Below are 21,226 nucleotides of genomic sequence, written 5' to 3'. Positions count from 1 at the left end.
CTACTCATCACGCCGTAAATCCGGCGGGATAGGTGGCTCATGCGGCTGTTCTGGACGCCGGCCTTGACCGGCCTTGTACTGCTTGAGCTGATAAACGTAGGCCAGCACCTGCGCCACAGCGATGTAAAGCCCTGCCGGAATCTCTCTATCGATATCAGTGGAATAGTACACTGCCCGCGCCAGGGCGGGTGATTCAAGCGTCGTAACGGCGTGCTCCTGGGCAAGCTCACGAATCTTCAATGCCACAAAGTCGCTACCCTTGGCTACCAGGATCGGCGCCCCACCGGTTGCAGCGTCATATTTTAGCGCCACAGCATAATGTGTTGGGTTGGTGATAATGACGTCGGCCTCTGGCACGGCGGTCATCATGCGACGTTGCGCCATTTCGCGCTGCATCTGGCGCATCCGCCCTTTTACTTCGGGCTTGCCTTCGCTGTCCTTGTATTCATCCTTGATCTGCTGCTTGGTCATCATCAGCTTTTTCTTGTTGCTATACCATTGGAACGGTACGTCAATAGCTGCGATAAGTAATAGCCCTAAAGACACCATCAACGCTGCATGTCCCGCCACTTTTATACTATGGATAATGGCACTGCCCAAAGGCTCCTTTGCAATGGACAGCAACGCATCGCGCTCGGACAAGAGAACCATGATCGCAATGGTGAGCAGCAGAACGAACTTAGCTAGCGCCTTGCCCAACTCCATCAACGCATGGGTCGAAAACATGCGTTTGAGTCCTGAAAGAGGGTTCATTCGACTGAACTTGGGCTGAAGGGATTTGCTGGAAAACAAGAAGCCTCCCAGTGCAATCGGGCCAATAACGGCAGCCAGCACAAGGACGAGAAAAATCGGCATCATGCCCAGCATGGCGGCCTTGCCGGATGTTAGCAGCATGACCCCCATGTTCCGCTCATCCAGAACAGCTTCACGGTTTAGTGAAAAACTGCCACGCATCAAATCCAGTAACGCATCTCCCAGGATCGACCCAAACGCCAGAAGCGCTATGAGCCCCCCCATCACAACCGTCAGCGTGCCAAGCTCACGGGATCGGGGTAACTGCCCCTCCTCGCGCGCTTCCCGCTTACGTTTGTCGGTAGGTTCCTCTGTACGGTCTTCACTGCTGGATTCGTCCGACATGGCGACCTCCTGCCTATCGCGCTCGCACCAGCTCTCGGAGCCATTGCAGCGCTTCAGTGACTAATGATTCGTAGTGCGAGAAGATATCCGCTGTGCCAATCCAGATAATGATCAGACCCAGCGTTACGGTTAAGGGCATGCCAATGGAAAAAATGTTGAGTTGAGGCGCTGCGCGGGTCATTACGCCAAAAGCAAGGTTCACGACCAGCAGTGCCGTAATAGCAGGCAAGACCAGTAATACGCCAGCACCAAGCACCCAACTCAATTTACCGGCCAGCTCCCAAAAATGATCGACAGACAGCAACTGACCAACCGGTAGTGTGGTAAAGCTTTCTGCCAGGATTTCCATGACGATCAGGTGTCCGTTCATGGACAGGAACAGCAGCGTCACCAGTACGTTGAAGAACTGCCCCAGCACCGGCACCGAAATCCCATTGGCCGGATCGACCATTGATGCAAAGCTAAGTCCTGCCTGGGTGGAGAGCAGTTGCCCAGCAATCACGAAGACGTGAAAGAACAGCTGAAGGCTAAAACCCATCAGAGCGCCAATCAGGATCTGCTCTGCAATCAGCGGCAAGGCCTGCACGCTCACGGCATCGACCTGCGGCATGGGGGGCAGCGTAGGCACCAGCAGAGCGGTAAAGGCCAGTGCCATATAGAGCTTTACGCGCGCGGGAACCATGTTGGTCCCGATGATAGGCATCGTCATAAAGACGGCAGCAATACGGAACAGAGGCAGCAGGAACGTACCGACCCAGCCGCCAATCTGCGCATCACTCAGCTCAAGCATGATTTAACCAATCAACATCGGAACATTGGTGATCATGTTGCGCATGAACTCCATCAACTCACGGGTGAGCCAAGGCCCTAGGACAATCAGCGTCAACAACGTGACAATCAGTCGAGGCAGAAAACTCAAGGTCTGCTCGTTGATCTGTGTAGCGGCCTGGAACATTGAAACCACCAGGCCCACTAGCAAGCTCGGCACGATCAGAATGCCTACAAGCAATGCAGTCAACCAGAGCGCTTGCCGAAACAGATCTACGGCTACTTCAGGCGTCATGGGGTATCTCCTCTTAGACAGTACCGAAGCTGCCAGCCAGCGTACCCATGATCAACGACCAACCGTCAACCAGCACGAACAGCATCAGCTTGAACGGTAACGAGATGATCATCGGTGAAAGCATCATCATGCCCATCCCCATCAGCACGCTGGCCACCACCAAGTCAATCACCAGGAATGGAATAAAAATCATGAAGCCGATCTGGAAGGCTGTTTTCAATTCGGAGGTCACAAAGGCCGGAACCACGATCGTCAGCGGCGCCTGATCAGGTGTGGCGATGTCCGTACGCTTGGATAGCCGCATGAACATATCTAGATCGGATTGCCGGGTCTGCGCCAACATGAAGTCCTTGATTGGCCCCTCTGCCCGCGCAATTGCATCCTGGGCCGTCAGCTGCTCATTCATATAGGGCTGCAAGGCATCGTTGTTGATGCGGTCAAAGACCGGCGCCATGATGAACAATGTCAGGAACAATGCCAGCCCGATCAACACCTGGTTTGACGGCGTTGTCTGCAAGCCCAGGGCTTGGCGGAGAATGGCGAATACAATGATGATCCGTGTAAAGCTGGTCATTAGCATGACAAACGCTGGAATGAAACTCAGCGCCGTCATGATCAGCAAAATCTGCAGGCTGACGGAGTACTCCTGCTGGCCGTTGGCGTTTGTACTCATGGTAATAGCGGAAATGGACAACGGATTGTTGGCCCCATTTTCCTGCCCAAACGCCAAAGGTGCCGCCAGTGCCACCAGCACAAGCAGGCAATTACGAAGCAAACGAAGATTGGATTTCAACAACGTCGTAAACACACCGCTTGTACCAGTCAGCACCAGTTCATTCTCCGCACCACTCGCGCGAAAGACTTCAATGAGTCGAATCTCATGACTTATCCTTTGGGTCGCGGCTGATCAGCTCGAAAAGCCGTTGAGCAAACTCAGGCGAAGCCGGTTGCTCATCGGCTAGACGAACCGGTTCCTTCATCACATGCAAGGGAGTAATGCGCCCAGCCGTGAGTCCTACGAGTATTTGCTCCTGCCCTACCTGCACCAGCACCAGCCTCTCTCGCGGCCCCAGATGCTGGGTGGCTACCAATTTGATAGCGTTATTGCCACGCGGCCCCACCTGCTGTACCCGACGGATAAGCCAGGCCAGCCCGAAGATCAGGCCAATAATCAGCAGCAGACCCAACACAAGCTGAGTCAGCTGCGATCCCATATTGGTTGACGGTGCAGCTGTTTCAGCCGCTTCGGAGACAAGCGGCAAGGTAGCCAGTAGAGCAATGAGCATTCGCATAAGGTCAGCGTAGTTTCTTGATACGTTCACTGGGGCTGATGACATCGGTCAGCCGGATACCGAACTTCTCGTTAACCACCACCACCTCGCCGTGAGCAATCAAGGTACCGTTGACCAGTACATCGAGCGGCTCTCCCGCCAGGCGATCAAGCTCGATAACCGAGCCCTGATTCAGTTGTAGCAGGTTCCGGATGGAAATGTCGGTATGGCCGACTTCCATCGAAATCATGACAGGAATGTCCAGAATCACATCCAGGTTCGGACCTTCCATACCTGTAATCTGCTGATTGTTACCTTGGATCCCGGCAAATTCTTCTACAGGCGCGCGAGAAGCCGGGTTCGAGCCCTGAGCCATCATCGCATCGATTTCATCCTGATTGGAGTCGCCTGCCTCTGCCATCGCCGCGGCCCACTCATCAGCCAGAGCCTGTTCTTCGCTGTTGGTGTTTTGATCTGCCATCTTAACCTCAATCTAAAACGGTGAGCCTATGGCTCGAAAGAAATAAAAGCATTCAGTCAAAATCGCGTCAGCGAGAGTTCTTGACCGGTTCAATGATTTGCAAGGCCAGGTTTCCTTTACGAGCCCCCATCTTTACTTTGAAAGTTGGCATACCATTGGCGCGCATCAGCATTTCCTCCGGCATCTCAACCGGAATTACATCGCCAGGCTGCATATGCAGGATGTCACGTAGCCTGAGCTGACGACGCACCACCGTCGCTTCCAGCGGTACACGGATATCCAGAAGGTCCTCGCGCATAGCCTTGACCCAACGCTCGTCCTGATCATCCACATCCGACTGGAAGCCGGCGTCCAGCATTTCGCGGATAGGCTCGATCATTGAGTATGGCATGGCGATATGCAGCTCACCGCCACCGCCATCCAGCTCGATGCTGAACGAGCTGACCACTACCACCTCGTTCGGACTGACAATGTTTGCCATGGCCGGGTTGACTTCGGAGTTGATGTACTCGAACTGACACGCCAACATTGCGCCCCAGGCCTCTTTAAGATCAACGAAGCACTGGTCAAGCACCATGCGTACAACACGCAGCTCGGTCGGCGTAAACTCACGACCTTCAATCTTGGCGTGACGGCCATCGCCACCAAAGAAGTTGTCTACCAGCTTGAACACCAACTTGGCATCCAGAATAAACAGTGCCGTACCACGCAAAGGCTTGATCTTCACCATGTTCAAGCTGGTCGGTACATACAGCGAGCGAACATACTCACCGAATTTCAAGACCTGCACACCCCCTACGGACACGTCAGCCGAGCGACGAAGCAGGTTGAACATGCTGACCCGGGTATAGCGGGCAAAGCGCTCGTTGATCATCTCCAATGTCGGCATCCGCCCACGGACGATACGATCCTGGCTGGTCAGGTCATATCCCCTGACCGAGCCTGTGGGCGCTATAGGATCCGTTTCGACAAGACCATCATCGACGCCGTGAAGAAGCGCGTCGATTTCATCCTGAGACAGTAAATCTTGTACAGACATGGCAATCCCTATTGCAGGACGAAGTTAGTGAACAAAACCTGCTCGACCGTAGGTTGACCCACCTGCTTCTGAGCAAGCTCCTGAATCTTGGAAGTTGCCTGTTGACGTAGCAACTCCTTGCCAACCGGCGTCAATAAGGCGTCATAACTCTGGGCAGAAAGCAGCATGACCAGTTGATTGCGTACCTGGGGCAAATGAGCCTTGAGTTCATCCATCTTTGCCTGATCGCGTCCCATCAGCGCCACACCCACCTGCATATAACGCTGCCTGCCGTTCACATTGAAGTTGACCACAAAAGACGGCGTTAATTTTTCGTAGATGGCAGGCAGTCGGACAGGAGTGGTGGGCTCTGCCTTTGCGGCCTCGGCATCATGAACCTTCTTGTTCATGATGAACCATGTTGCACCTACCGAAGCCCCTATCGTCAACAACAATGCGACCACGATAATGATGATGAGCTTGAGCTTGCCTTTGCCAGCGGGTTTGGCCGCGTCATCAGCCGCTTGTTCTTTCTTGGCCATGCTTACATCCGTAATTGAGTGAACCGCCTACAGCCCTAAAACGCAGAGGGAATAACAGCAGTTTTGTTGATACATTCATCTTTAGCCAATCGCTTGAGGCGTAGCCGTCAGATTCGCCCTTGGTAAGACAGACCTCATCACTTGCGGGAGGCGTCCCGGTCAAGCGTAGAAGTCCACCACTCCATCATTTCTCTTTATTGTGTGCGCTACCGTCTCACTTGAGGTACCTGCCACTTCATCAATCGCACGATCTTCGCTACCTGACCCAGTATTCGAAGACCGTCGCCCTCCGGTTCCCGTGTCCTGCTGTGCTGCCTGCCAGTTACGATGCGCTGATTGATCCGAGACGTTTACATCAAGCGTCATCCCCTGCTGCACGAACATGTCTCGCAAGCGATGAGACTGGCTGTCGAGTGCATCACGAACATCCGCATGCGGACTAGCAAAAGTGACCTGAGCCTGGTCGTTAGTCATATCGATACGAACTTCAAGACGCCCCAACCCGGCCGGTTCGAGCCGAATGTCAGCACTCCTGAGGTTCTGACTCGACATCCACATGACTCGATCAATTACACCTTCATGCCAGTCGGACTGATTCATTGCCAGCGGTTGACCCGGCACTGTAGGCGCAACGGGACGAGCCGTCTGCACAGGCGTTCCCATTGTCTGGGACAAGCTATTCAGCTTGTCTGCAAAGGTCTCGTTTCGACCGTCAGGCAAGGCCCTATCATCGATATCTTTTAACCCCTGCAATGCTTCAAGGGCGGCCTCACCCTCAGTAGGCTGACTGTGAGTGGCCGCAGCCAGAAGAGCACTTACAACCTCGGCCTGTTTAGATGAGCCTTGACTTGTATTGGCCTGAGCAGTGCCAGATGCTGTATCGGTAGTCTGAAGTAGCTTACTACCGGCCTGGGCCAGCAGCTGGCCAGCAGTATCATCAGAAGAGGCAGCCTGGCCATTCGAGGAAGCCACCTGATCCAGCCCCTGTGGAAGCGCTGACGCAATACCCGATGTCAGCGTATCTTCCGTCAGGGACGTCAAAGAGCTGACAGCGTTTGAAACTGGCAAAGGCGCCACTTCCGCAGGCAGGGTTCCAGTCATGCCAAGCAGCAATAACGGGTCCAGCTGCGCGTCTGGAACAGAGGCGTGCTCATCGGCTACCGGCAAAGCCTTGCCGCTATCGGCAGATCCAGAGGTCTCTTTCTGCTTTACGTCTGAAGAAACGGACTCGCCAGTCTGGCTGTCGTTAACCTTGCTATCGTGACGCGATGCGGAAGCCTCGCGCTTCACGGACTTTGTATCCGCATCGCGAGTACGCACCTCATTACGAGCAGGCTGCTGCTCTTTGGCATAAACATCCGAGAAACGTGGGGTATCGCTGCGAGTTGACTCAGCGGGCTTGAACGGCGCTTTGAACGCGGTCTTGGCCGAGCTGATATCAGGCGTCGACGACAAAATGAAGTCAGAGGCGACAGCCATAAAATTGCTCCAGTTAAGGTATCTGGAGCTAGAGAAGCAAACGCTGGGCCAGCTTTAAGAAAAACGGCTGAAAATCACGCGTGCCGTTGCCGTTCCGACTTGAACAGAATGCGCACAATGGCAAACTCGCGCTGAACGCTTTCGATCTTTTCATCTATAACGGCCAAGGGAGCGTTTCGACGGGCAGCTTCCTCCAAGTCCCGGCAAAGATTTGTCAGAACGACGGCGCCCATGTTACTGGAGCTTCCCTTGAAGCTGTGAGCCACATGCCGAAGCTGTACCAGCTCCTGTTCGGCATAGGCCTCCTTCAACGCACGGATACGCTCTTCCGAGTCGGAAATATAGGTGTCGAGCAGATTACCGTACTCGTCCTCCATAATTTCCTGCAGGGCAAGCAGAGTATCGGTATCTAAGTGTGGCAATGACATGGTAGGACTCACTCATCAGGCCAAAGATGCCAGACGAAATGGCAAAGTAACATGAGGATGAAACGTAAGAGCTCTGCTACACAACACTGACATATCAAGCCCTCCGTTAGGAGTTAGGTTAAACAAACCTTCTGTCGGTGCGATTTTGGCAAAGCTGGCACTCTAATGGCACCCCTGGAACACAATAAATTGTTCTAAAGCGCTCATTACTACCGTTTATATCACTGGACTTACGCTGGAAGGCGCTCTGGTAATTGCTCTTTTACCAGACTTTGGAAGGTAAACATAAGCCTGACGTCAAAATTCCAGCGAATGAGCAACAGAGAATCTATGTTGCTGGAAAATTGGCTGCTAACCGTCATGACCTCTTTTAGAAGGTTTAGCAAGAAATAAAAAGGGCCAGCAAAACGGCCGGCCCTTTTTTCTTACATCCGAACCCGTTGCAAAAGCCGTTGGGAAAACTCATCCATCTGCTTCTGCTCTCGCTTGTCCTCAACCAGCCGCTGTTCCTGGCGATATTTCTCTACCAGCTTTTTCAAACCTTCCAAGCGTGCGTATCGTTGCTGCCAGGATTGGCGTGCCTTTTCGACAGCATCGCGGTGCCAGTTAGTGCTCCGCTCCTGCTGCGCAATGGCATCCTCCAACTGACTGAGGAAACGCTGATAACCGATCATCCACTGGCCTGACACACCCTGACTTCCCGCATTCAGCCATTGCTTGTGGTAATCGTCCCGGTAGCGCTGCAGGTCAGCAAGTTTTTGCTCTGCCTGCATCAGTTGTGTCTGACACTTACCTAATTGCCGAGCAGCGTCCCGCTCCTCCTGCTCACTCATATCTATCACTGGGGTCAACCGCTCAGCACGACCTTTCATGATTCATCAGCTCTCCAGCAATACGCCTAGATTATGCCCGCTCTGCTCGAGCGACTCGCTTTCATTCAGTCCTTGGCGCAAGTACTGCTGCATCGCAGGGTAGCGCTTGATTGCCTGGTCAGTTTCAGGATCGCCGCCTGGTACATAGGCGCCCACACTGATCAAATCGCGGCTTTGCTGGAAGCGAGACCACAACTGTTTCATACGCTGGGCATTACGCAAATGCTCAGGACTTACGACCTGCGGCATCACTCGGCTGATCGACGCTTCAATGTCAATGGCAGGGTAATGGCCTTCTTCCGCCAGACGGCGGGACAAAACAAAGTGACCATCCAGCACTCCTCGCGCCGCATCAGCGATCGGGTCCTGCTGATCATCACCCTCTGACAGTACAGTGTAGAACGCCGTGATAGAACCACCGCCCTTTTCAGCATTACCCGCGCGCTCCACCAGGCTGGGCAGCTTGGCAAACACGGATGGCGGATAACCCTTTGTCGCTGGCGGCTCACCAATAGCCAGTGCAATTTCACGCTGAGCCTGTGCATACCGGGTCAGAGAGTCCATCAGCAACAGAACGTTTTTACCCTTGTCACGAAAATACTCTGCAATACGTGTGCAATACATGGCTGCACGCAGACGCAGCAGAGGCGCATCATCCGCTGGCGAGGCAACAACGACGGAACGCTTGATGCCCTCCTCGCCCAGGATGTGCTCGATAAATTCCTTAACCTCACGACCCCGCTCACCGATCAGCCCGACAACGATGATGTCCGCCTTGGTAAAGCGGGTCATCATGCCGAGCAGCACGCTCTTACCAACACCAGTACCGGCAAACAGTCCAAGACGCTGACCGCGTCCTACCGTCAACAAACCATTGATACTACGTACACCAACATCAAGCGGCTCATGAATAGGCTCGCGCTTGAGCGGGTTGATGGTCGGGCCGTCGATCGGCACCCAATCCTCTGCGCGCATCCGCCCTTTGCCATCGAGGGCATTACCCAACCCATCGAGCACACGCCCTAACATCGACATTCCCATAGGCAGGCGTCCGGTCTCAGGCAGAGGCACGACACGCGCCCCAGGGGCAATACCTGCCAGACTGCCAATCGGCATCAAAAAGGTTCTATCACCTGAAAACCCCATGACCTCGGCTTCTACCTGAGCATGTTGATAGGTACCGCCATTGATGACCCGGCAGCGACTTCCGACTGCAGCACGCAAGCCTTCTGCCTCAAGCGTCAAACCTACCATGCGCAGCAGACGCCCTTCGATTACGGGCTCACCCGGGAGGCTTACCGCGTCAATATAACCACCCAGTCGACGCTGGAAACTCAGGCGATCAAGATGCATCAGCAGCATCCTCCAAAGGAATATGCAGGTCAGGGTCGGCAGGCTGTGTAGCCTGATGGCGTTGCTGTTCCATAATCTGCGTCAGTGCCTGAGCCAGTCGCGTTTCGATACTTGCATCGATTACGCTGTTCTCGCTTTCGATACGGCAACCACCCGGCAGCAGGTTTTCATCTTCCAACAGCTTCCAACGCTCATCGTGCCGATCACGCAGGGCCTTCACCAAATCGAAGTCCTGCGGGTTGAGATGAATGCGGATATTCTCAGCACCCATGGGCAAAAGCTTCAGCGCCTCACGCAGGATACGTTGCAGCTGCGTAGAATCGTCTTTCAACTCACGTTGGATCACTTGTTTGGTGACATGCTCGACCAGACGAACCAACGCCTGCTCCAGCTCGCGATCCTGCTGGGCGATTGGCTCGAGCAGCTGCTCCATAACGATTTCCAGACTTCGCAGCTTGGCTGTCAATGCTACTTCAGCCTCTTGCCGCGCTCTTACCTGCCCGGAGTGAAAACCATCGCGCTCACCGGCAGTGAAGCCTTCGTTGTAAGCCTCTTGCCGAATGGCCTCTAGCTCTTCCAACGTCAACGGCTTGACTTCCTCTACCGGAACGTCTTCAACGGTGACGGTTTCCTCTTCCGCTGCTTCCGGCTCTGGATCAGGCTCAACGGCCACGTCTTCAACATGGTTGCTATCCAGATCAGGCAAAAGCCATCGCTCGAAGATACTGACTTCCTTCGCGCGAATCAGATCGCTAGCGTCCTCTTTGTTCATGACTCACCTGACAGAAAAGCTACGGTATGCCAGGTAGATAGCAAAGCTTGGGCCAACTCAGAATAAAAAAAGCCCGACCACTGCAAATACACAGTGACCGGGCTCGAAACCACTTGGTGATTTACACCATTTCTTCGCCGCCCTTGGCACCCAGGACGATCTCGCCAGCCTCAGCCATACGGCGGGCCACTGCGATAACCTCTTTCTGCGCCCCCTCTACCTCGGAGATACGAACCGGGCCGCGGGACTCCAAATCATCACGCAGCAACTCGCCTGCACGCTTGGACATGTTACGGAAGAACTTGTCCTTGATCCCGTCATCTGCGCCCTTGAGCGCCAGAACCAGGATATCGGACGAGACTTCACGCAGCAGCGCCTGAATACCACGATCATCCACATCGACCAGGTTGCCGAAGACAAACATAAGGTCTTCGATCTGAGCAGACAGCGCATCGTCCACTTCGCGGATAGCGTCCATGAGCGGAGCCTCAACCGCGCTATCCAAGTAGTTCATGATGTCGGCTGCACGCTTCACGCCACCCAGCGTCGTACGGGCGGAGCTTGCACTACCCGAGAACTGCTTCTCCAGAATCATATTCAATTCTTTCAGTGCTGCTGGCTGGACCGTATTCAGCGAAGACACCCGCAGGATAATGTCCAACCGAATCTTCTGATCAAAATGCGCCAGAACTTCGGCAGCCTGATCCGCATCCAGGTAAGCCACTACAATCGCCTGGATTTGTGGGTGCTCGTAACGGATGACATCCGCGACCGCACGAGGCTCCATCCACTTGAGGCTATCCAGGCCACTCGTATTACCACCCAGTAGGATCCGGTCGATCAGACCGTTAGCCTTGTCTTCGCCCAGGGCCTGGGTCAGCATCTTGCGGATATAACCGTCAGTGCCTACACCCAGGCTGGTCTGCTCACCTACCACTTCGATAAAGTTGCCCAGTACATGCTCGGCCTGGTCACGACTGATGTTACGCACTTGAGCCATCGCAGTACCGACGCGCTGTACTTCTTTCGGGCCCAGGTGACGCAGGATCTGGGCAGCGTCTGCCTCACCCAGGGAGAGCAGCAGAACAGCGGCTTTATCGACATTGCTCATGCTGTTGAATTCACTCGTCGGCATTGATCCAGTCCCTCACAACTTGGGCAACCAGGCCCGGGTCTTCAGTCACCAATTGCTTGATGGCATTGAGTTGTACTTCGTAGTTTTCGCTAGGTCCAGGCAACATCAGCGCTGCAGGACTTGCCAGACTTACCTTGTCATCGGCCAGATCACCACCACTCAGGCCGCCCGCTCCACTACCCGCCAGATCTCCAGCACCACCCATACCATCAGCCAGTGCCAAGTCCTTACTCTTGTTGGTACCTGCCAGGTTGTTCAGAACAGGGCGCAGGACACCAAACACCAGGACCAGGATAAACAGCACACCCAGACCTTGCTTAACGACATCCCAGAACCAGGGCTGCGAGTAGAAGGGGATACTTTCCACATCATCAGCAGCGATCGGAGCAAAGGGAGCGTTGATCACGCTAACACTATCACCACGACTTGCATCGAAACCTACCGCGTCTTGCACCAGGCGAGTAAAGCGAGCCAGGTCATCCGCACTCCAGGGCGTATGACTTACCTGCCCTGTCGCTGCATCCAATTTCACTTGATCATCCAACACTACCGCTACAGAGAGACGACGTACTCGACCTTGCTGCTGGCGGGTGTAGCTGATACTGCGATCCAACTCATAATTACGTGTGCTTTGGTCACGCTTGTCTGTCGGATAAGGCACTGTCGCCGGCAGACCTGTCTTCGGGTCAGTAATGAACTGATCATTAGGGTCACGAATCAGCTGACCCGGCGCCGTAAAGTTGGTACCCGCTGCCGCTGTTGCGTTCTCAGGTGCAGTGGCTGGTCCAGGCGGCTGGTTCGACAAGGCTCCCGGCACACCCTGCGGCCCACCGCCGGCAGTTTGACGCTGTTCGGTATTGATCTGCTCGCTGCGCAGTGCAGGCTGATCAGGGTTAAACTGCTCGGACGTTGACTCAACCGCATTGAAATCTACATCCGCCGATACTTCTGCCTTGAAGCGACCGTTTCCTACGATTGGCTGCATCATGTTTTGCACACGTTGAGTCAATGTGCTTTCGATGCGGTTCGTATAATCTAGCTGCTTACCTGCAACACTGAACTCAGACTGGTTCAGCTGATCCGACAGGAGCTGTCCCTTCTGATCGACTACCGTTACCTGAGACTTCGTCAACTCTGGAACACTGGTAGCAACCAGATTAACGATCGCCATTACTTGCCCAGTTTCCAAGGTACGGCCTGGATACAACTCGACCAGAACCGAAGCCGTCGGCTTACGCTCATCCCGTACGAATACAGAACTCTTCGGAATCGCCAAATGAACACGTGCACTTTTAATGCCATTTAAGCTGGCAATCGTACGAGACAGTTCACCCTCAAGGCCGCGACGGTAATTTGCCGCTTCCATGAATTGGCTGGTTCCCAGAGGCTGCTCCTTGTCCAACAGCTCGAAACCAACGATACCGTCAGTAGGCGCTACGCCAGCGCTGGCCATTTTCAAGCGAGCACGGCCCAGATCGTCCGCCTTTACCAACAAGGCACCGGTATTAGGATCAACCTTGTAGTTGATATCGGCTGAAGTCAGCGCTTCAACTACCTGATTGGCATCCAGGCCTGACATACTGCCATACAAGGGGCGGTAATCAGGCTGCTGTGACCACAGCACTACTGCAAACCCTAAGGCAACGCTGGCAGCCAAGCCAACCATAAGGCCTACTTGACGCAAGATCGGCATTTCAGACAGGTTGTCTAGAAAGCCCAGGCCCGGAAAAGGCTTCTTGGATGCGCCAGAGGCGTCTACCTTAGCGGGAACCTGATTATTGAGGGCGGTGTCGGCCATTCAATCTATCCTCAGATAGGCATCTGCATAATGTCTTGGTAGGCCTGGACCATCTTGTTACGGACTTGGGTCATGGCCTGGAAGGAAACGCTAGCTTTCTGCGAGGCAATCATGACTTCCGTCAGATCAACGCCGCCCTGACCAAGCTCGAACGCTGTGGCCATCTCATTGGAAACCTTTTGCGTCTCGTTGACTTTACGGACAGCCTGTCCAAGTAAATCCGGAAAGCTGGGAACATTTGCAGCACCCTCAACACCGACAGGGCTCGCAACGGGCTTTCGCGCCATTGCCTCTGTCTGCATGGAGCGCATCTCCAGCATTAAACGATTGAACTCAACACCTTGAACCATTTCACCCTCCAACCAGCGCGGATTTTTGACGCCGCGCTTTTAGCTATACCTTGATGTAGCAATGGCGATGCCAAGTTTTGTCTGTCAGCTGAAATTGGCTAACTGAACCGGCTTGGCGCCAGGTTTCAATCACTATCAAGGTAAGAGCAATTAACAGGCCAGAAAGGGGTTTGGGCGAAAGCAGCCTAGCGTTGAACTAAGTAAGGCTAGGCGCTTAAGCGAAGAAAATGGTTTAGATACCTTGGGGAAACGCAATCAGTAAAATTTGGCTCAACAACTACCGTGTGCCAAAAGAATAACTCTGGCTAGTTGGCTACCAGCACCGGTTTTGTCAATTGATTGTCAGGACGTCAGAATTCTTTTCCAAGATTGCAGGGCCGATGCCCTTTACTTCTATCAACTCGTCAATCGCCTGAAACGGGCCATGCGCATTCCGATAATCAACAATCGCTTTTGCTTTGGCAGCGCCAACACCTTTAAGTCTTTTGTCCAGCGTAGCGGCATCTGCCGTGTTGATATTGACTTTACTGGAAAAAACAGGTCCAGAGGATCTGGACACCTCAATAGAGGTCCGCGCGATAGGTACAGGTTTGGGTAACTGATAATGCAGCGGATCACCGTATGTCTCAGCATAGGCAACAGAAGTGAACGTAAAAAGAGTAAAACAGACGGCAATACGAAATAATAGAAGTGCGCGCATAAATAGACATCCTTTTCCAAGCGCATAATTGACGTTCAACTACAGGAGAGTTTGAGCCTGTATCCTTGGCCTCACTCGAAATTAAATGCATATGCTACCAACCACTCACGCCTTATCAGAAAGGCCAACTACTGGCAGCATCACATTATTAACGTTACGCACTTACCTGATTGGGTGCATTCTTTGCGTGAGCAGCGGTTGCAGCTATTAATGCATCAAGGGAGTCATTAACCCCTGTCTTCCAATCGCTCGGGTCAACACCAAACCGTTTCTTGAGTAGCGTGCTGTCTAGTACCGAATAGGAAGGACGACGCGCTGGGGTAGGAAAATCAGCAGTCGTAATCCCGTTTACCTTGGGAAGCTTATTGATAATTCCCTTCTCAAGCGCAACATCAAGAATATACCGCGCGAACCCACACCAGGTAACAGCATCGCTGCCCCCATAGTGATAGAGACCAAATAACTGAGAGTTATCAATAGTAGCGATACGATGAGCCACCAACAGTAAAGCATCGGCAATATGCCCTGCGTAAGTGGGCGTCCCTTGCTGGTCGTCCACCACCTGTAGCTTGTCTCGCTCCGAGGCCAGGCGGAGCATGGTTTTCATGAAGTTATTTCCATGCTCGCTAAACACCCAAGCCGTTCTCATGATGACATGATTCGGACAGGCATCCTGAATACGGTACTCACCTTCCAACTTGGTCGCCCCGTATACACCTGACGGCCCCACGGGGTCATCAGGTGTATATGGAACAGAAGCATCACCCGAAAATACATAGTCGGTAGAAATATGTAATATTGAACAGCCGTGCTCATGGCAAAGCTTGGCTAACGTAGCAGGACCCTTGATATTAGCGCGTGCCGCTACATCAGGCTCCATTTCCGCCTTGTCCACTGAGGTATAAGCTGCAGCGTTTATCAGCACAGATGGCTTGAAACGCTGCAGGTGCTCGGCCACAGAGCGCTCATCTGCAATGTCCAACGTGGCACGACCATGCGCTTCCCACGCCAAGTCACTGCGCTTCAAGCGATCAATCAGGCATTGTCCTACCTGACCATTTCCCCCTGCGACCATGACTCTCATTTATAAAGCTCCACCAAGCGTAGGCCTTGAGCATCCTTGGCTGACAACTGAGGATCAGAGATCTTCCAGTCAATACCCAGATCAGGATCATTCCAGATCAAGCATCCCTCGGCGGAAGGATCATAATAGTCAGTACATTTGTATTCAAAATCCGCTGTCTCAGAAAGTACAACGAAACCATGAGCAAGCCCTGGCGGGATCCAAAGCTGCCGCTTGTTGTCCTCAGAAAGGATTTCCGCAACCCAGCGACCAAACGTAGGCGAGTCTTGACGGATATCAACAGCCACATCCAACACTTCGCCCTTTACGCAACGAACGAGCTTGCCTTGCGGACGGCTGCGCTGAAAATGCAGGCCACGTAATACACCTCTCGTTGAGCGTGAATGATTGTCCTGCACAAAAGGCAATGTTATGCCAGCCAGCTCTGCATAGCGATCGGCTTGAAACGTTTCTAGAAAGAATCCCCGCGAGTCGCCAAAGACTCGCGGTTGAATGATCTTTACGTCTGCAATGATCGTATCGATCACTTCCATCATCGATCTCCTGCAATCAAGCGGGCCAGATATTGACCATAGCCTGTCTTGCTCAAGGCCTCGGCCTGCAGTGCTACCTGCTCGCGAGTAACCCACCCCTTCTGAAAGGCAATCTCTTCAAGGCAAGCAACCTTGAGACCCTGACGCTTTTCAATGGTCTGGACAAAATGCCCAGCCTCTAGCAACGCATCATGAGTCCCGGTATCAAGCCAAGCGAAGCCGCGGCCAAGAACGGAAACATTCAGATCGCCGCGACGCAAATACTCATTATTGACATCGGTAATTTCAAGCTCACCGCGCGGTGACGGCTTGATATTGGCTGCAATCTCAAGTACGTCGTTATCGTAGAAGTAAAGACCAGTCACTGCATAGTTGGACTTAGGCTTTTTAGGCTTCTCTTCGATGCTAATGGCTTTGCCATTTTCATCGAATTCAACGACACCGAAACGCTCTGGATCAGCAGTGTAATAACCAAATACCGTTGCGCCTTGTTCACGGGACGCAGCGTTTATAAGCGTTTCGCTGAAATGCTGACCATAAAATATGTTGTCACCCAGAACAAGACAGACATTATCCTGACCAACAAACTCGGATCCAATTATAAACGCCTGAGCTAGTCCATCGGGACTTGGCTGCTCCGCATAACTAAGTTCGATACCATATTGACTACCATCACCCAGCATGCGTTTGAAACCTGGCAAGTCTGTCGGTGTAGAAATTATGAGAATCTCCCGAATACCGGCCAGCATTAACACCGACAAAGGATAATAAATCATCGGCTTATCGTAGACAGGCAGTGACTGCTTCGAAACACCTAGTGTGATGGGGTGCAAACGGGTTCCAGAACCGCCCGCCAACAATATCCCTTTATACTTTTTCATTACGCGTCCCTCTCAATCGATATAGGCTTAAGGATCTAAATACAAATAACCCTGGCTGAAAATTAAACAGCTTCACCCAATCGCTCGAGACGGTAAGCACCAGAAAGAACGCGCTGCCACCAGGAACGGTTGTTGAGGTACCACTGAACAGTCTTACGAAGCCCTGTTTCAAAGCTTTCCTGCGGAACCCAACCAAGCTCCGACTCAATTTTGCTGGCATCAATCGCATAGCGTAGGTCATGGCCTGGGCGGTCTTTCACAAAAGTAATCAAGTCGCGGTAGGCTGTGATACCAGCTGGCTTTTCAGGTGCCAACTCTTCGAGCAAATCACAAATAGCTTCTACCACTTCCAGGTTACGCTTTTCGTTATGTCCGCCAATATTATAGGTCTCACCTATAACACCCTTGGTTACAACGGTGTAGAGCGCACGGGCATGGTCTTCAACGAATAGCCAATCGCGGATCTGCGAGCCGTCACCATATACGGGTAACTGCTTGCCATGCATGGCGTTCAGAATAACGTGAGGAATCAATTTTTCCGGGAAGTGGAACGGTCCGTAGTTATTCGAACAATTAGTGATCAGCACCGGCAATCCATAGGTGCGCCCCCATGCGCGTACCAGATGATCGCTGCCCGCCTTGCTGGCTGAATAGGGAGAGCTTGGCGCATAAGGTGTCGTTTCGGTAAACAAGTCGTCCGTGCCATGCAGATCCCCGAACACCTCATCTGTGGAAATATGATGGAAGCGGAACGCTTCTTTCCGGTCGGCATTGAGTCCAGACCAATAGGCACGAGCCACTTCTAGAATAGTTCCGGTCCCCAAAACGTTGGTCCGAATGAACTCAGCCGGCCCCTCGATAGAGCGATCCACATGTGACTCGGCAGCAAGGTGCATCACCGCATCGGGCTGAAATGAATCGAAGACAGTTTTTAGGGCAGGTGCATCGCAGATGTCGACCTGATGAAACTCATACCGATCAGATGACGCGACCTCATTTAGCGACTCAAGGTTGCCTGCGTAAGTCAGTTTGTCGACGTTTGCCACATGGCAATTCGTCTCGTTGATCAAAAAACGGACCACTGCAGAACCAATGAAACCCGCACCACCAGTTACCAGCACTTTCATCCTGAACCTGCCTTTTTAAACGCCTGCGCCAGTTAGCAAAACGCGCAAGGCACAGCTAAAAAATCATAAATTCCTGTTAAGCAGCCAATACAGCTCAACAGGCGTCTCGTTCCCTAGATTTAGAACGCAAGCCCTAAGGCTGATGAATAGCACCACCCGCCATCAAGACCTGACTTAAACAGCTTTGACTTAGAAAAGTTTCCACGAAGAAAGAAAAACTTAACTCAATGTGCTCATCATCAAAAATTTCTCTGAAAGATTCTTAATTGCATCTACGCTGATCTATATTCTATTTTACGTGCTTAATAAAGGCGAAAGGATGGTTAACACGAGCTACTTAGAGCCGCTAACAAAACCTCCCCAATGACCGCAGACAGATGATGCTACACGCCAGCGATAACAGGGCTCGGTGAGTATCAAGCCTGCGCTCAAAACGGATACGCAGCTTGCCCATACCGGCCAACCAGGCATGGGTACGCTCCACCACCCAGCGATGCTGGCCAAGTCGTTCCTTGCTATCTACCTCTTTACGGGCGATTCGATCAGCGATCCCTCGCGTGCGCAGATGTCTGTGGCAGCGCTCTATGTCATACGCTTTGTCAGCGTGTAGCTTCTCAGGCCAACGCCTGGCTCTACTGGGTTTGTCTCCAGGTGTAGGTAAGGCATCAACCAGCGGCTCGAACATAATCGAGTCATGTCGATTAGCTCCGCTGACATAGAAGGCAAGCAGCACACCGTTACGGTCGGTAATCAGGTGCCGCTTGCTGCCAAGTTTGCCTCGACCTGTCGGGTTTGGGCCGGTGCATAGGCCCCCCGGGGGCTAGATACGCTGGCAGCACCCACACTGGCCCGGCTCAGATCCAAACAATCTGCGTCGCGCAGCTCTTCGAGCAAGACACGATGCAAGCGGTGCCAGACACCGCACGCTTGCCATTGCTTAAGACGCCTCCAGCAGGTCATACCGCTGCCATAGCCAAGTTCCTGGGGTAGATCTTCCCAGGGAATGCCGGTACGCAGGACAAATACGATGCCATTAAGGGCGAGCTCATCCTCCAGGCGAGGACGACCGCCTTTGGGTGAGAGTTTATGCTCTGGTAATAGCGGCTTGATGCGCTTCCACAGCGCAGCCGTAATCTCTTTGCGATGTCTCATGCCTCTATCGTGGACGTAGCCAAACTTAGATTCAAGGGGGTTTTGTTAGCGGCTCTTATTATCTGTCCCGACGGCTTTGTACGTATAACCAATCGACGATTTCGCCCTGCGGTACATATCCCGCTACGGTTTCGCGCAATAGCTGCCTAATGCGAGAATAATCATCTGCCTGCACCGCTGACTTTAGATCAGCCAGCACTAACTTGAAGGCATCCCAAGACACGAAATCCTCACTGGCCCGCATGATCATTGGATGCTCTGTAGGCAAGACGTTGTCACCAATCAACAGCTCCTCGTAGAGCTTCTCCCCCGGGCGCAGACCAGTGAACTCAATGGCAATATCTCCGTGGGGATTTTTCTCCGAACGGACTGTCATGCCCGAGAGGTTGATCATCTTTTCCGCCAGCTCCACGATCTTGACTGGCTCACCCATATCAAGTACGAATACATCCCCTCCCGCACCCATGGACCCCGCCTGAATGACGAGCTGAGCCGCCTCGGGAATGGTCATGAAAAAACGAGTAATGCCAGGATGCGTCACGGTTACCGGACCGCCCTTGCGAATCTGAGCGCGAAACAGCGGTATTACAGAGCCAGAGGATCCCAAGACGTTACCGAAACGAACCATGGTAAAGCGCGTCTTATTGACACGATGAATTCCACCTTGCTCACCAAACAGCGTTGGAGCAGATTCTTGACTCAAGGCCTGTAGCACCATTTCTGCAAGCCGCTTGCTACTCCCCATCACATTCGTCGGTCGTACAGCCTTATCCGTGGAGACTAAAACAAAGTGCTCGATACCTGCCTGAATGGCCGCCTCGGCAGTATTAACGGTACCAAATACATTGTTCAGCACGCCTTCGACAATATTGTGCTCAACTATAGGAACATGCTTGTACGCAGCGGCATGATAAATAGTATTGACTTTCCATGACCTCAAAATGTGCAGCAAGTGTTTGTTGTTACGCACCGATCCTAGAATCGGAACCAGAGAAATGGGCAAGGATTCGCGCTCTATAGCGCCCGCCAACTCCTGATGAATGCTATAGAGATTAAACTCCGAGTGATCAAATAGAATTAGCCCTAATGGACCCTGGCCCATAATCTGGCGGCATAGTTCGGAGCCAATCGATCCACCCGCTCCGGTGACTAAAACAACCTTACCGCGAATACAACGCTCAAAAAGCGCCTGGTTCGGTGCAACCTGGTCCCGTCCAAGCAAGTCTGCAATATCAACTTCCTGAATATCCTCGACCTTGACTTTGCCGCTAGCCAGATCGGTAATACCCGGAACAGTACGAACATGCAAAGGGTAAGGTTCCAGCTGAGCCAATACCTCACGCCGGCGAGCACGTGAAGATGAAGGGATAGCTAACAATACCTCTTCCGCCCCGGTTTCATTGAGCATTTGCTGAATATGTTTAGGGCGGTAAACTTTAAGTCCAGCAATAACACGACAGGCAATACTCTTGTCGTCATCGATGAACGCAACAGGTCGCATTGCACGCCCCGCACGGAGCGCAGCGACTAACTGATTACCAGCCGAGCCAGCCCCATAAATCGCGACCCTAGGCAGTCCAGTCTGCTGGCGCATAAAGGGAACACTGGTCAATGCCGCATACCAATCGCCGAGAAAGTACTGTCTAATGGCCAAGCGTAGCCCGCCAATCATGAACAAGCTCAACCACCAGAAGTTGAAGATCATCGACCTTGGAACAATCTCGGGCTTGTCCTGATACCAGTAGATCACTAGGGACAACACTAACACCGAAAGCGTAACAGCTTTGGCAATAGCCATCATTGCGTCATACCCCAAGTAACGCATGACTGCACGGTACATACCAAAGCGGATGAACAGTGGAATACATATTACTGGAGCCGAAGCAAACAGCCAGGCGTGACCACTAAAGGGCTCGATACTTTCAGAGGTTCCGAGACGTATGAAGAAGGCGAGCCATAAGGCGACCCAGATCAGAATCAGATCTGTAGCTATTTGAACAATACGCTTTTTACGACGACTTAGGCTGACTAATCGCTCGCGTAGCATAAC

The 21,226-nt window shown here is 52.8% G+C and carries 23 protein-coding genes; all 23 read right to left on the bottom strand.

What is annotated here, in order from left to right:
• The gene (gene flhB, locus AC4LF3_RS08045; RefSeq protein WP_150347630.1) at window positions 1–1,137 is read right to left on the bottom strand and encodes a flagellar biosynthesis protein FlhB; all 1,137 of its coding nucleotides are present in this window, start codon (window positions 1,135–1,137) and stop codon (window positions 1–3) included.
• A gap of 13 nt (window positions 1,138–1,150) precedes the next feature.
• Entirely contained in the window at window positions 1,151–1,927 is a 777-nt protein-coding gene (fliR, locus tag AC4LF3_RS08040) for a flagellar biosynthetic protein FliR (RefSeq protein ID WP_150347631.1), read from the bottom strand.
• Window positions 1,928–1,930: 3 nt separating this feature from the next.
• On the bottom strand, window positions 1,931–2,200 hold the full coding sequence (gene fliQ / locus AC4LF3_RS08035; protein WP_010797931.1) for a flagellar biosynthesis protein FliQ: 270 nt from the start codon (window positions 2,198–2,200) through the stop codon (window positions 1,931–1,933).
• A 13-nt stretch (window positions 2,201–2,213) separates the two neighbouring features.
• Entirely contained in the window at window positions 2,214–2,996 is a 783-nt protein-coding gene (gene fliP / locus AC4LF3_RS08030; protein WP_026003850.1) for a flagellar type III secretion system pore protein FliP, read from the bottom strand.
• An 82-nt stretch (window positions 2,997–3,078) separates the two neighbouring features.
• Window positions 3,079–3,492 carry a flagellar biosynthetic protein FliO gene (gene fliO / locus AC4LF3_RS08025; protein ID WP_491835056.1) on the bottom strand — a complete coding sequence of 138 codons (414 nt, stop codon included), beginning with the start codon at window positions 3,490–3,492 and terminating at the stop codon, window positions 3,079–3,081.
• A gap of 4 nt (window positions 3,493–3,496) precedes the next feature.
• Window positions 3,497–3,952 (bottom strand): flagellar motor switch protein FliN, encoded by a 456-nt coding sequence (gene fliN / locus AC4LF3_RS08020; protein ID WP_010797928.1) that lies wholly within the window; start codon window positions 3,950–3,952, stop codon window positions 3,497–3,499.
• Window positions 3,953–4,019: 67 nt separating this feature from the next.
• Entirely contained in the window at window positions 4,020–4,991 is a 972-nt protein-coding gene (fliM, locus tag AC4LF3_RS08015) for a flagellar motor switch protein FliM (protein ID WP_010797927.1), read from the bottom strand.
• 8 nt (window positions 4,992–4,999) lie between these two features.
• The gene (fliL, locus tag AC4LF3_RS08010; protein WP_010797926.1) at window positions 5,000–5,512 is read right to left on the bottom strand and encodes a flagellar basal body-associated protein FliL; all 513 of its coding nucleotides are present in this window, start codon (window positions 5,510–5,512) and stop codon (window positions 5,000–5,002) included.
• 159 nt (window positions 5,513–5,671) lie between these two features.
• Window positions 5,672–6,991 (bottom strand): flagellar hook-length control protein FliK, encoded by a 1,320-nt coding sequence (locus AC4LF3_RS08005; protein WP_491835055.1) that lies wholly within the window; start codon window positions 6,989–6,991, stop codon window positions 5,672–5,674.
• A gap of 74 nt (window positions 6,992–7,065) precedes the next feature.
• Entirely contained in the window at window positions 7,066–7,419 is a 354-nt protein-coding gene (locus AC4LF3_RS08000; protein WP_122042893.1) for an Hpt domain-containing protein, read from the bottom strand.
• Between the two features lie 425 nt (window positions 7,420–7,844).
• Window positions 7,845–8,291: a flagellar export protein FliJ gene (gene fliJ, locus AC4LF3_RS07995; protein ID WP_491835054.1), complete on the bottom strand. Its 447-nt coding sequence runs from the start codon at window positions 8,289–8,291 to the stop codon at window positions 7,845–7,847.
• 6 nt (window positions 8,292–8,297) lie between these two features.
• On the bottom strand, window positions 8,298–9,644 hold the full coding sequence (gene fliI / locus AC4LF3_RS07990; RefSeq protein WP_491835053.1) for a flagellar protein export ATPase FliI: 1,347 nt from the start codon (window positions 9,642–9,644) through the stop codon (window positions 8,298–8,300).
• Window positions 9,634–10,416, bottom strand: coding sequence for a flagellar assembly protein FliH (gene fliH / locus AC4LF3_RS07985; RefSeq protein WP_010797921.1), 783 nt, complete (start codon window positions 10,414–10,416; stop codon window positions 9,634–9,636). Before fliH ends, fliI begins: the two co-directional genes overlap by 11 nt.
• Window positions 10,417–10,537: 121 nt before the next feature.
• Window positions 10,538–11,551 (bottom strand): flagellar motor switch protein FliG, encoded by a 1,014-nt coding sequence (gene fliG, locus AC4LF3_RS07980; RefSeq protein ID WP_010797920.1) that lies wholly within the window; start codon window positions 11,549–11,551, stop codon window positions 10,538–10,540.
• Window positions 11,538–13,349, bottom strand: a complete 1,812-nt coding sequence (gene fliF, locus AC4LF3_RS07975; protein WP_010797919.1) for a flagellar basal-body MS-ring/collar protein FliF — start codon at window positions 13,347–13,349, stop codon at window positions 11,538–11,540. The genes fliG and fliF overlap by 14 nt, the downstream gene beginning before the upstream one ends.
• Before the next feature lie 11 nt (window positions 13,350–13,360).
• Window positions 13,361–13,699, bottom strand: a complete 339-nt coding sequence (gene fliE / locus AC4LF3_RS07970; protein ID WP_010797918.1) for a flagellar hook-basal body complex protein FliE — start codon at window positions 13,697–13,699, stop codon at window positions 13,361–13,363.
• Window positions 13,700–14,030: 331 nt separating this feature from the next.
• On the bottom strand, window positions 14,031–14,399 hold the full coding sequence (locus AC4LF3_RS07965) for a ComEA family DNA-binding protein (RefSeq protein ID WP_434136032.1): 369 nt from the start codon (window positions 14,397–14,399) through the stop codon (window positions 14,031–14,033).
• Window positions 14,400–14,553: 154 nt separating this feature from the next.
• On the bottom strand, window positions 14,554–15,483 hold the full coding sequence (gene rfbD, locus AC4LF3_RS07960; protein ID WP_150347637.1) for a dTDP-4-dehydrorhamnose reductase: 930 nt from the start codon (window positions 15,481–15,483) through the stop codon (window positions 14,554–14,556).
• Window positions 15,480–16,016 carry a dTDP-4-dehydrorhamnose 3,5-epimerase gene (gene rfbC, locus AC4LF3_RS07955; protein WP_010797915.1) on the bottom strand — a complete coding sequence of 179 codons (537 nt, stop codon included), beginning with the start codon at window positions 16,014–16,016 and terminating at the stop codon, window positions 15,480–15,482. Before rfbC ends, rfbD begins: the two co-directional genes overlap by 4 nt.
• On the bottom strand, window positions 16,016–16,897 hold the full coding sequence (rfbA, locus tag AC4LF3_RS07950; RefSeq protein ID WP_010797914.1) for a glucose-1-phosphate thymidylyltransferase RfbA: 882 nt from the start codon (window positions 16,895–16,897) through the stop codon (window positions 16,016–16,018). The genes rfbC and rfbA overlap by 1 nt, the downstream gene beginning before the upstream one ends.
• Window positions 16,898–16,959: 62 nt before the next feature.
• Entirely contained in the window at window positions 16,960–18,024 is a 1,065-nt protein-coding gene (rfbB, locus tag AC4LF3_RS07945; RefSeq protein WP_074825235.1) for a dTDP-glucose 4,6-dehydratase, read from the bottom strand.
• A 346-nt stretch (window positions 18,025–18,370) separates the two neighbouring features.
• Window positions 18,371–19,176, bottom strand: a protein-coding gene (locus tag AC4LF3_RS07940) for an IS5 family transposase (protein WP_491835052.1) whose coding sequence is annotated in 2 segments (ribosomal slippage) — window positions 18,371–18,846 and window positions 18,846–19,176 — 807 coding nt in all. Because the reading frame shifts where the segments join, the coding sequence is not laid out codon by codon here.
• Between the two features lie 58 nt (window positions 19,177–19,234).
• Window positions 19,235–21,223, bottom strand: coding sequence for a polysaccharide biosynthesis protein (locus AC4LF3_RS07935; RefSeq protein ID WP_074825233.1), 1,989 nt, complete (start codon window positions 21,221–21,223; stop codon window positions 19,235–19,237).
• Window positions 21,224–21,226: the final 3 nt, after the last annotated feature.

The sequence above is a fragment of the Pseudomonas sp. C2.3V genome (assembly GCF_058536325.1).
This window is presented reverse-complemented; position numbering and strand designations above follow the sequence as displayed.

Coding starts and splice junctions, on each gene's coding strand:
- AC4LF3_RS07935 (WP_074825233.1), bottom strand. CDS start 21,223: ATGCTACGCGAGCGATTAGTCAGCCTAAGTCGTCGTAAAAAGCGTATT.
- AC4LF3_RS07965 (WP_434136032.1), bottom strand. CDS start 14,399: ATGCGCGCACTTCTATTATTTCGTATTGCCGTCTGTTTTACTCTTTTT.
- fliN (WP_010797928.1), bottom strand. CDS start 3,952: ATGGCAGATCAAAACACCAACAGCGAAGAACAGGCTCTGGCTGATGAG.
- rfbA (WP_010797914.1), bottom strand. CDS start 16,897: ATGAAAAAGTATAAAGGGATATTGTTGGCGGGCGGTTCTGGAACCCGT.
- rfbB (WP_074825235.1), bottom strand. CDS start 18,024: ATGAAAGTGCTGGTAACTGGTGGTGCGGGTTTCATTGGTTCTGCAGTG.
- rfbD (WP_150347637.1), bottom strand. CDS start 15,483: ATGAGAGTCATGGTCGCAGGGGGAAATGGTCAGGTAGGACAATGCCTG.
- fliM (WP_010797927.1), bottom strand. CDS start 4,991: ATGTCTGTACAAGATTTACTGTCTCAGGATGAAATCGACGCGCTTCTT.
- fliQ (WP_010797931.1), bottom strand. CDS start 2,200: ATGACGCCTGAAGTAGCCGTAGATCTGTTTCGGCAAGCGCTCTGGTTG.
- rfbC (WP_010797915.1), bottom strand. CDS start 16,016: ATGGAAGTGATCGATACGATCATTGCAGACGTAAAGATCATTCAACCG.
- fliR (WP_150347631.1), bottom strand. CDS start 1,927: ATGCTTGAGCTGAGTGATGCGCAGATTGGCGGCTGGGTCGGTACGTTC.
- fliO (WP_491835056.1), bottom strand. CDS start 3,492: ATGCGAATGCTCATTGCTCTACTGGCTACCTTGCCGCTTGTCTCCGAA.
- fliF (WP_010797919.1), bottom strand. CDS start 13,349: ATGGCCGACACCGCCCTCAATAATCAGGTTCCCGCTAAGGTAGACGCC.
- fliI (WP_491835053.1), bottom strand. CDS start 9,644: ATGCATCTTGATCGCCTGAGTTTCCAGCGTCGACTGGGTGGTTATATT.
- fliE (WP_010797918.1), bottom strand. CDS start 13,699: ATGGTTCAAGGTGTTGAGTTCAATCGTTTAATGCTGGAGATGCGCTCC.
- AC4LF3_RS08005 (WP_491835055.1), bottom strand. CDS start 6,991: ATGGCTGTCGCCTCTGACTTCATTTTGTCGTCGACGCCTGATATCAGC.
- fliJ (WP_491835054.1), bottom strand. CDS start 8,291: ATGAAAGGTCGTGCTGAGCGGTTGACCCCAGTGATAGATATGAGTGAG.
- fliL (WP_010797926.1), bottom strand. CDS start 5,512: ATGGCCAAGAAAGAACAAGCGGCTGATGACGCGGCCAAACCCGCTGGC.
- fliH (WP_010797921.1), bottom strand. CDS start 10,416: ATGAACAAAGAGGACGCTAGCGATCTGATTCGCGCGAAGGAAGTCAGT.
- fliG (WP_010797920.1), bottom strand. CDS start 11,551: ATGCCGACGAGTGAATTCAACAGCATGAGCAATGTCGATAAAGCCGCT.
- AC4LF3_RS08000 (WP_122042893.1), bottom strand. CDS start 7,419: ATGTCATTGCCACACTTAGATACCGATACTCTGCTTGCCCTGCAGGAA.
- flhB (WP_150347630.1), bottom strand. CDS start 1,137: ATGTCGGACGAATCCAGCAGTGAAGACCGTACAGAGGAACCTACCGAC.